Genomic DNA, 8,200 nt, shown 5'->3' with positions numbered 1-8,200 from the left:
CCGGCTGATCTACGCCGGCGCCGGAACGCCCGGGCGGCTCGGCGTGCTCGACGCGGCCGAGTGCGCGCCCACGTTCGGCACCGACCTCGTGCGCGGCGTGATCGCCGGCGGGCCGGTGGCGCTGACCGAGGCGATCGAGGGGGCGGAGGACGCGTTCGACCCCGCCGATCTCGCCGGACTGACCGCCGCCGACGCGCTCGTCGGGATCAGCGCGTCGGGCCGCACGCCGTACGTGCTCGGGGCGCTCGAGCATGCGCGCGCGGCGGGTGCGCTGACGGTCGCGATCGTCAACAACGCCGGCAGCGAGGCATCGGCCGACGTCGTGATCGAACTGTTGACCGGCCCCGAGGTGCTGGCCGGGTCGACGCGGCTGACCGCGGGAACGGCGCAGAAGGTCGCGCTCAACGCGCTCTCGACGAGCGTGATGATCGCGCTCGGCAAGGCGTACGGACCGCGGATGGTCGACGTGCGGCCGACCAGCGCGAAGCTGCGCCGCCGGGCGGTGCGGATCGTCCGCGACGCGGCCGGCGTCGACGAAGAGACCGCGGCCGCCGCGCTCGCTGCCGCCGGTGGCCATGCCAAGACGGCGATCGTCGCGTTGGGCGCGGGGGTCGACGCGGCCGAGGCGGCCGCCCGGCTCGACCGGGCGCGGGGACGCGTGCGGGACGCGCTCGGTGGGAACTGAGGCCCAAACGCGTGAGGCCGTTCGTCAAGGCAGCCCCGGTCTGCGAGGTGAATTGGCTGATACGCGTGCGGGAGTAGTCTTTCGCGGGGGATCGGGAGGGGGGCGATGCTCGTGGATGCGACCGGAGCCACGCGAGATTTGACCGCCGTCAGGGCGAGCCGCTGACGGCGCCATGCAACTCCTCTATCTCAGCGTCCCGGCACTGATCGGCGCGGCCGGCGGTGATCCCTGGGCGGTCAACGCGAGCCTGCAGGCGGGCAGCCCGTCGCAGATTGCCAATTTGGCCGGGGCTTTTCATCGCGCGGGTCGATGCACGGCGGAGGCCGACCACGCGTTCGAGCAGGCCCGCACCCGCTTCGACGCCGCCTGGAATCACCAGGCCGGCGATCATCCGATCAACGACTCCGACGAAGTCCAGCGGGTGACGAAAGCCCTTGGGGCGCAGTCCCTACAGATACCCAAGATCGGTGCGGACCTGGAGAACATCGCCGCGACGTTGGCCGAAGCGCAGAGAACCGCGACCGGGCGAATCGCGTCGCTGGAAGCCGAATTGGAAAACCTCGACGGACTGATCGCCGAAGCCGACGAGATGGAAGACGACGAGGACCTCAGCGCGGCCGATTACGATGCGCTCGAGGCATTTATCGCCAAATGCGAAGACGACGCCGTGCGCGCCACCAAAGACGCGCTGAGGCAGCTGCAGGCGACGCGCGACGGCTATTCGAGCTCGTTCCAGAACGCGTTGGGAACGCTGCACGCGGACGGATACGACGTCGTCGCTTCCCCGGCCGGACCCGGCCCGGCGCCGGGCGACCACCCGGACGGGGGCCCGGCGTTGACCCCGACAAAGGGGGATTTGGCGATCGCGGGTGCGGGCGCCGTGGCCGGTGGCACCGCCGACGGTGTGCGTCAGGCGACGACCAACCTGATCGCCGAGTCTCCTGGTACGGGCCCCGGCAAGGCCGATCCGGGCTTGTTGCGATGGCTGGAGGATCCGGAGATCGGCGGGGTCGAACTCAAGGGATTCTCCCGAGTCGGCGGGGTCGTCGCCGCGGCCAGCGCAGTACCGGCCGTCATGTCCGACATCCACGACGGTAACTCGGTGCCGGAGGCCGTCACCCGGGAGACGGTAGGTGTGGCCGCCGGGCTATGGGCGGGCGCGGAGGTCGGTGCAGCGATCGGTTCGGTCGTTCCCGGGGCAGGTACCGCGATTGGTCTGGTGGTCGGCGCCGGTGCTGGAGCGGCAGCCAGTTACCTGGCATCCAAGGGCGTCGAAGCGGCCTGGCACCCGGTCGCCGATGCGGTCGGTAGTGCGGTGCACGGCGTGGAATCGATCTTCGGTTTCGGTTAGGGGCACGTTGGATGCGATTCGATGAGTTCGTGCAGGAGTCGGGCGTCTCGGTAGTCCCGGTCGACCGGTTCGCCGGTTTTGTGGTGGAAGTGGGCATGCCGCGAGGTTGGGAACCCCTCGACGCGGCGGTCGGGGCGCGTGTGTGGATCTGTCGCGACGATCCGTGCATCGAGGTGTTCGGCGCAAACGCGGTCTTGACGATGCATCGTGTCGAGGCCCCGTTGGACGCCGGCGAAGTGTTCACCATGTTGGTTGAGCAGCAGTTGCAGTCGGTGCCGAACTCTGTCGAGCTGCACCGTGAATTCGCCGCGGCCACCGAGGGTCCCGGCATCGTAGGGTTGCTCGCCATGCGGATCGCACATGAACTCGGCATCGTCGACAGCGTGTCACGATCGCGGATCATCACGGCCGAACAGGAGACGCTGATCGCCCAACTGACAGTCACCGGGTTACATGATTCACCGGTGGATCGGGCACAGATCTGGCTGAAGGCCCGGACGGGTCCGGTGGCCATCCCGGGGCCCGCGGGTCAGCACCACGCCTCGGTAATCGCAACGCGAGACGGCCGGTGATGGCACGTGGCGCGGCGAGAAGCCGTCGGGGGCGTGTGCTGCGTTACTGCTTCGGAGGCTTGCTCTGCCTGGTGGCGGTCATCAATGTGCTGCTCGGATCGGCGTGGTACCTGTGTCTCGGCGTTGCCGTGGCGGGCGCAATCATCCTCGTCGGCCAGCGCCGGATCTTCCGTGCCGGGATCAGCCGCTCGGGGGACGAAATCACCTGCCGCTACCTTCCCTGGTACGAGGGCAACGCGTACAGCACGCTGGTTTTGATCCCCCTGTTGGGCGGGGCGTCTCTTGCGGCGGGGTGTGCGGCCGGCAACCCGGCGTGGCTTCGTTTCACAGGCATCGTCATCTTGGGCGTGACCCCGCTGAGCTTCTACGGCATCGTCCGCATGTGGCTTCGAAGTCTGCTCTGTATTACGCCGTCGATGTTGATCGTGCGGTTGGCCGAGCGTCGCAGTGACCTGGTCGAGATCAGGCGTGAACTGATCGAGTCAATCGAGCCCAAGCTCACCCCGCAGCCGGCAGGCGGTGAGTGGTTGCAGACCGCTATTACTTACCGCCCCTTGGATACCGCCAATGGAGCCCCCGTGACCGTGATACTCGGGCTGCGACTGAGTGTCCAACCAACCAACCTCCTCGATGCTCTGGTCGCCTGGAAAGACGGCGCCCGGGACGACCCGAGCGAGCTGCTGGATCGGATCGAACGCATTCTCCGGGGCCAGTCAACGGCCGGCATTTGACCGAGGCAGTAGAGCCGGCGGCAATCCCCTTCTGACGGCGGGCTCAGGAGCCTGACAGATGGGGTCAGTACCATCGGTGCCGTGGCACGCAACGGCCCACCCGATGACTTCCACAATCAGGCGACCCAGCATGCCGACTACGGCATCCCTGACCAGCCCACTTCCGGCGAACCCGCGGAGCACCCGCCGGGCGGGTTCCCCCGGCCGGAGGTGTTCGACGCCCTGGAGACCGAACCGACACCGTGGTACCGCAAGCCGCCCCTGCTCATCGCCTGGCTGGTGTTCGTCGCGGTCCTGATCGGGCTGATCGTCTACGGCATCACCGAGCTGCTCCACGGGGAACAGGGCACCAGCCCCACCCCGAGCACCAGCAGCACGAGCACGACGACGACCACCACCACGACCCCGCCGACCACGACCACCACGACCCCGACCACCAGCAGCGCGGTCGAGGCGCCGGCGCAGCAGCCGACGCAGCAGCCCACCCGCGCGCCGAGCCAGCAGGTGCCGACGCATCGGCACCACCTGCCCCAGGTGCCGTCGGTGATCACGATTCCGGGCATCCCCACGGTGATCACGGTCCCGCCCGGCCTGCGCTGACCCCGTCGGCCGCTATGGTGAGGACCACCGGGCGATCGGAAGTGGGGTGCGGGGCATGAGCGAGTCGCTCGGGCTGTCGATCGGGGCGGCCAACCTGGTGGCGGCCCGCGCGGGCAGGGCGCCGGTGGTCCGCAGCGCCGTGTTGACCCTCTTCGAACACCGGCCGACCGAAGTTGGCCTGCCGGAAGAGAACCCGAACCTGGCCCAGGGCGGCATGGTGCTGCGCGGCTTCGTCGAACGGGTCGGCGACCGGTCGCCGTTGGTGGCGGCCGACGGGACGAAATACCTCGGCGAGGTGCTCACGGTCGAGGCGATCGAGGCCATGGCCCGCGCCGTCGGCTACGGCACTCCCATCACCATCGCCGTCCCCGCGTACTGGTCCGACGCCCAATTCACCGCGCTGCGTGAGGAGTTCTTCGCCCAGCCGGATCTCGCCCGTGGCGGGGTGGCCCCGGTGCTGGTGTCCGACGCCACCGCCGCGCTGGCCGCGCTGCGCGGCAGGCCGGGATTCCCGACCACCGGCGTGGTCGCCCTCTGCGACTTCGGCGCCAGCGGCACCACGGTCACGTTGATGGACGCCGCGTCCAACTTCACCCGCATCGGCCCCTCGGTGCGCTCCACCGACTTCTCCGGCGACGCGATCGATCAGCTCGTCCTCGGCCGCATGCGCGCCTCGGACGACACCATGGCCGACGTGGCCGGCACCGTGCGGATGAGCTCGCAGAGCCGCCTGCTCGGCGAATGCCGGCGCGCCAAGGAGCAGCTGTCGACCGCCACGACGGCCGCCGTCGCGGGCGGGTCGCTGTCCCGCACCGAGCTGGAGCAACTGATCGCCGAGCCGCTGGACCGGTTCCTGGGCGACCTCGAGGAGGCGTTGCGCCGCAACGGGATTCCGAAGGCCAGGCTGGCCGCCGTGGCCACTGCCGGCGGCGGCGCCAGCATCCCGCTGCTCACCGCGCGGCTGGCGGAGCGGTTCCAGGTGCCCGTCCACACCGCACCGCAGCCCGCGGTCAGCGCCGCCGTCGGCGCGGCGGTGCTCGGCGATCAACAGGCCTCGGCGGGTGTCCCGACCGCCGCGGGGGCCGTCGTGGAGACGCCGACCGAGATGGTCGGCACCGGCGGGATCGACATGACCCAGGCCGCGTGGGCCGCCCGGGCCACCGACGTCGACGGCGCCCTGGCCTGGTCCCAGGACGCCGACGGCGACGAGCCGGTGCCCTACACCGGGCGCGACGCCACCGGCGAGTACACCAGTGCGGCACGGAATTTCGATGATGACGCCGGCGAGCGCCCCGCCGAACAGGGTCCGCTGCCGTGGTACAAACGCACCGCCCTGGTCTTGAGCGTCGCCGGCGCCGCGGCCGCGGTGCTGGTGGCCATCGTGCTGGCGCTGACCCTCGGCCATCCCGCGCCCAAATCGGTCAACCCGACACCGGCTCCGCCGCAAACCTCACAAACCGTGACCATCACCGAGCCGAACGGCAGCACCACCGAGACGGTCCTGCCCCCGCCACCGCCGCCGCCGTCGTCCTCCGAGCAGCCGCCCGCCACCACGACCACCACCGCGCCGCCGACCACGACCACCACCACGACAACGGCCCCGCCGACGACCACCACCACGACGCCCCCGCCGACGACGACGACCGCCCCGCCGACCACGACGTCGCAGGCGACCACCACCGAGGCGCCGCCGACGACGACCAGGCGCGAAAGGTTGTTCCCGCGGTTCGAACCCCCGTTGGGACGCTAACGGAGCAGGCCAAGGCGGACGACGACGCCTAAGTTAGGGCAGCCTTTCTCGCGGCGAAAGCTGCGAAGATGCGACTATGAGCAGGGCTAAGCAGGCAAACAAAGCGCAGGCTGATTCAACAATGCATTGGGGAGATTTTCTGTGACGACGCAGATGCTCATCAGACTGATCGTGGGCATGGGCATGACGCTGGTCGTGGCCGCGCTGGCCGGCCGGCGGGTCCTGTGGCTGTACAAGCTGGTCATGTCCGGAAAGCCGGCTCCCGGCCACACCGACGACCCCGGCAGGCGAATCTGGACCGAGGTCGCCGAAGTCTTCGGGCAGCGCCGCCTGCTGAAGTGGTCCATCCCCGGCCTGGCCCACTTCTTCACGATGTGGGGCTTCTTCATCCTGCTCACCGTCTACATCGAGGCCTACGGGTTCCTGTTCCAGGCCAACTTCCACATCCCGATCATCGGGCGCTGGGACGCGCTGGGCTTCCTGCAGGACTTCTTCGCGACCGCGGTCTTCCTCGGCATCACGACGTTCGCGATCATCCGGTTCCGCACCGAGCCCAAGGAGTATGGCCGGCAGTCGCGGTTCTACGGCTCGCACACCGGCGGCGCGTGGCTGGTGCTGTTCATGATCTTCAACGTCATCTGGACCTATGTGCTGGTCCGCGGGTCGGCGGTCAACAACGGCACGCTGCCCTACGGCAACGGCGCCTTCCTGTCGCAGCTGTTCGGCGCCATCCTGCGCCCGCTGGGCCAGCCCGCCAACGAGATCATCGAGACGACGGCCCTGCTGCTGCACATCGCCGTCATGCTGGCGTTCCTGATCATCGTGCTGCACTCCAAGCACCTGCACATCTTCACGGCGCCGATCAACGTCATCTTCAAGCGGCTGCCCGACGGCCTGGGCCCGCTGCTGCCGATCGAGGCCGACGGCAAGCCGATCGACTTCGAAAACCCGCCGGACGACGCGGAGTTCGGCCGCGGCAAGATCGAGGACTTCAGCTGGAAGGCGATGCTGGACTTCGCCACCTGCACCGAGTGCGGCCGCTGCCAGTCGCAGTGCCCGGCCTGGAACACCGGCAAGCCGCTGTCTCCCAAGCTCGTCATCATGGACCTGCGCGACCACTGGATGGCCAAGGCGCCCTACATCCTCGGCGACAAGGAGTCGCCCGCCGAGAACACCCCCGAGGGCGGGATCGGCGAGGAGCTGGCCGGCGAGAAGCACGCCGAGGCGCACCACGTTCCCGAGTCGGGCTTCGGCCGGGTGCTGGGCTCCGGGCCCGAGCAGGCCACCCGCCCGCTGGTCGGCACCGCGGAACAGGGCGGCGTCATCGACCCCGACGTGCTGTGGTCCTGCGTGACCTGCGGCGCCTGCGTCGAGCAGTGCCCGGTGGACATCGAGCACGTCGACCACATCGTCGACATGCGCCGCTACCAGGTGATGATGGAGTCCGAGTTCCCGTCGGAACTGTCGGTGCTGTTCAAGAACCTGGAAACCAAGTCCAACCCGTGGGGCCAGAACGCGTCCGACCGGACCAACTGGATCGACGAGGTGGACTTCGACGTCCCGGTCTACGGCGAGGACGTCGACAGCTTCGACGGCTTCGAGTACCTGTTCTGGGTGGGCTGCGCCGGCGCCTACGACGACAAGGCCAAGAAGACCACCAAGGCCGTCGCGGAACTGCTGGCGATCGCCGGGGTGAAGTACCTGGTGCTGGGCACCGGCGAAACCTGCAACGGCGACTCCGCCCGCCGCTCGGGCAACGAATTCCTGTTCCAGCAGCTCGCGGCCCAGGCCGTCGAGACGCTGGACGGGGTGTTCGAGGGCGTGGAGACCGTCGACCGCAAGATCGTCGTGACCTGCCCGCACTGCTTCAACACCCTGGGCCGCGAATACCGCCAGCTGGGCTCGAACTACTCGGTGCTGCACCACACCCAGCTGCTGAACCGGCTGATCCGGGACAACAAGCTGGTGCCGGTGACGCCGGTGTCCCAGGACATCACCTACCACGACCCGTGCTACCTGGGCCGGCACAACAAGGTGTACGAGGCGCCGCGCGAGCTGATCGGGGCCGCGGGCGCGACGCTCACCGAGATGCCGCGGCACGCCGAGCGCAGCTTCTGCTGCGGCGCTGGCGGCGCGCGGATGTGGATGGAAGAGCACATCGGCAAGCGGATCAACCACGAGCGCGTCGACGAGGCCCTGGCCACCGGGGCCGCCACGATCGCGACCGGCTGCCCGTTCTGCCGCGTGATGGTCACCGACGGCGTCAACGACCGGCAGGAGGAGGCCGGCCGCAGCGGCGTGGAGGTGCTCGACGTCGCCCAGGTGCTGCTCGGGTCCATCGAGTACGACAAGGCGACGCTGCCCGAGAAGGGCACGGCCGCAAAGGAAGCCGAGAAGCGGGCGGCTGCCGCGCCCAAGGCCACCGCGACGGTCGAGGCGCCGGCCAAGGAGACCGAGGAGGCGCCGGCCGAGGAGGCCCCGAAGGCGGAGGCCGCCCCCAAGGCCGACGCG

At 69.5% G+C, this 8,200-nt stretch carries 7 protein-coding genes; all 7 read left to right on the top strand.

Features of this window, described 5'->3' with window-relative positions; all coding sequences use genetic code 11:
- A partial coding sequence (locus HMPREF0591_RS05540) for an N-acetylmuramic acid 6-phosphate etherase (protein ID WP_007167458.1) occupies positions 1-685 on the top strand: 685 nt, incomplete at its 5' end.
- A gap of 172 nt (positions 686-857) precedes the next feature.
- Positions 858-2,036: a putative alpha/beta hydrolase gene (locus HMPREF0591_RS05535; protein ID WP_007167457.1), complete on the top strand. Its 1,179-nt coding sequence runs from the start codon at positions 858-860 to the stop codon at positions 2,034-2,036.
- Positions 2,037-2,047: 11 nt separating this feature from the next.
- The gene (locus HMPREF0591_RS05530) at positions 2,048-2,608 is read left to right on the top strand and encodes a hypothetical protein (RefSeq protein ID WP_007167456.1); all 561 of its coding nucleotides are present in this window, start codon (positions 2,048-2,050) and stop codon (positions 2,606-2,608) included.
- Positions 2,608-3,339 (top strand): hypothetical protein, encoded by a 732-nt coding sequence (locus HMPREF0591_RS05525; protein WP_040621900.1) that lies wholly within the window; start codon positions 2,608-2,610, stop codon positions 3,337-3,339. Before HMPREF0591_RS05530 ends, HMPREF0591_RS05525 begins: the two co-directional genes overlap by 1 nt.
- A gap of 81 nt (positions 3,340-3,420) precedes the next feature.
- Positions 3,421-3,939, top strand: coding sequence for a hypothetical protein (locus tag HMPREF0591_RS05520; RefSeq protein ID WP_007167454.1), 519 nt, complete (start codon positions 3,421-3,423; stop codon positions 3,937-3,939).
- 55 nt (positions 3,940-3,994) lie between these two features.
- Entirely contained in the window at positions 3,995-5,689 is a 1,695-nt protein-coding gene (locus HMPREF0591_RS05515; RefSeq protein WP_040621186.1) for an Hsp70 family protein, read from the top strand.
- A 141-nt stretch (positions 5,690-5,830) separates the two neighbouring features.
- The coding region (locus HMPREF0591_RS05510) for a (Fe-S)-binding protein (RefSeq protein ID WP_007167452.1) at positions 5,831-8,200 on the top strand (2,370 nt) is incomplete at its 3' end.

Source organism: Mycobacterium parascrofulaceum ATCC BAA-614 (genome assembly GCF_000164135.1).
Lineage (GTDB): Bacteria > Actinomycetota > Actinomycetes > Mycobacteriales > Mycobacteriaceae > Mycobacterium > Mycobacterium parascrofulaceum.
Note: the sequence above shows the minus strand (reverse complement) of the source record. Positions and strands in the feature narration are given on the sequence as shown.

What these genes read in the sequence shown, in the direction of transcription:
- HMPREF0591_RS05525 (WP_040621900.1), top strand. Translation starts at nt 2,608, where the DNA reads ATGGCACGTGGCGCGGCGAGAAGCCGTCGGGGGCGTGTGCTGCGTTAC.
- HMPREF0591_RS05535 (WP_007167457.1), top strand. Translation starts at nt 858, where the DNA reads ATGCAACTCCTCTATCTCAGCGTCCCGGCACTGATCGGCGCGGCCGGC.
- HMPREF0591_RS05515 (WP_040621186.1), top strand. Translation starts at nt 3,995, where the DNA reads ATGAGCGAGTCGCTCGGGCTGTCGATCGGGGCGGCCAACCTGGTGGCG.
- HMPREF0591_RS05530 (WP_007167456.1), top strand. Translation starts at nt 2,048, where the DNA reads ATGCGATTCGATGAGTTCGTGCAGGAGTCGGGCGTCTCGGTAGTCCCG.